General features: G+C 54.9%; 1 protein-coding gene. It reads right to left on the minus strand.

Annotated elements, in window-relative coordinates; genetic code table 11:
* A partial coding sequence (locus M7Q83_RS14025) for an IS1182 family transposase (RefSeq protein WP_298340239.1) occupies window positions 1–1,547 on the minus strand: 1,547 nt, incomplete at its 3' end.
* Between the last annotated feature and the right edge of the window lie 30 nt (window positions 1,548–1,577).

Here is a 1,577-nt window from a genome sequence, read left to right on the forward strand (position 1 = left end):
AGGAGTACTTTCAAGTTCCAGACCGTTCCAAGGAGGAGATAGTGCATTGTGTTCTTGGCGATTCCCCGATAGCGGAGCTTTGAACCATTGAGTTTGCGTTTCATCTGGGCATGAATCCGTTCTACTCCTGGACGAATCGCTCGGTAGGCAGCTTGGGTCTCGGCATTCTTCCAACTCTCACGTTGAGCCCTTCCATAGGAATGATTCGGACCAAAGGTCATGACTCGTCCACGCTTGGAGCGGGTGCAGCGATCCCGCAGTGGGCAGGTAGCACAGTACTTGGTAAAGGAGGCTCTCCCCTTGGCTGAGATGGTCACGGTGTGCCCCGCTGGACAGGTGACCTTGGCGGATGTCTCGGTGGTTGGTTCGGTCACGGTAAAGTCATCGACGCTATAGCCATCTGGTACAGCCATGGCAAGGGGTCGGGGTTTGATGACTTCGCTATGGCCTTTCTCTGCTAGGTGCTTGGAGAGATCCATCGAGGAGTACCCGCTATCTCCATAGACGGTTACTGATTCACTCTCTTGGTCGAGGAGCTCTTTGGCGACTAACGCATCAGAGGCGTTGCCCTTGGTGAGGACTGCGGAAGTGATGATCTCGGTATCGGCATCGATAGCGATGTGGCCCTTGTAGCCGTCGTAGTAGTTCTTCCTGGATTTGTGGACATGGCGAGACTCGGGGTCAACCGTCGAGATCACCCGATCCTTAGCGACTCCTCTGGTGAGGCGATAGGCTCCCTGTTCCTCGTCAACGAGCTCGACGTCTTGACCAGCGACCACTCCGAGGAGGCCAAGGGCACCGAGTTGTTGGGTATTGAGTTGTTGGGTAGTAAGAGGAGAGTCCGTAGTCTGGTCCTCATCATCGCTGAGGTACCCAAGCTCTCTGGCTCGCTCAATCAGTGCGTTCGCATCACGAACCAAGATGGAGAGGGTCTCATTGATAAGATCCTCGTCTGCATAGTCAATGGCGGGCTTTGCCCGTGCGTAGTCGATCTCATCCGAGAGGGGGACTGAGGAAAGCTCTGGGATGAGCTTTCTGACCCGCTTGACTTGAGCCACGATCTGGGTCATGGTGTCCTGGGTGATGACGGCATCGACAAGGACGGTCGAGTCAAGAACCCGCTTGGTGTGGGTATTTAAGATCTTGGTCTCACTGATAATCTCACGGGCCAGATCAAAGATGAGGGTAGGATTCGCCGAGTTCTTAATGCGATTCCTCCAGTAGGTAAGCACCGAGGGGTCAAAGCCCCGATCCTCGAGGTCAAGACCAAGAGCAAGCTTCCAGCGCAGGTTATAGCGGACCTGGTCAAGTGCCTCTCGGTCAGAGAGTCCCTCCAAGGTCTGTAACACCATGACCGAGGCGATACGTGAGGCTGGGATTGAGGGCCTCCCGGTACCAGAGGGATAGAGATGGGCGAACTTAGCATCAGCGAAGATCTCTCTGCGGTGCTCAGCGAGGAAGTAATAGAGCGAACCAGGCTCTAACAACGTTGAACAGAAGGCGGCAGTAGCGGTGAGATGGGCCTGGGGAGATTCAGTTCCTAACATGAAAAGAGTCTACTTGAGCTGGGGAAACCC

The organism is Ferrimicrobium sp., from assembly GCF_027364955.1.
Classification (GTDB): domain Bacteria; phylum Actinomycetota; class Acidimicrobiia; order Acidimicrobiales; family Acidimicrobiaceae; genus Ferrimicrobium.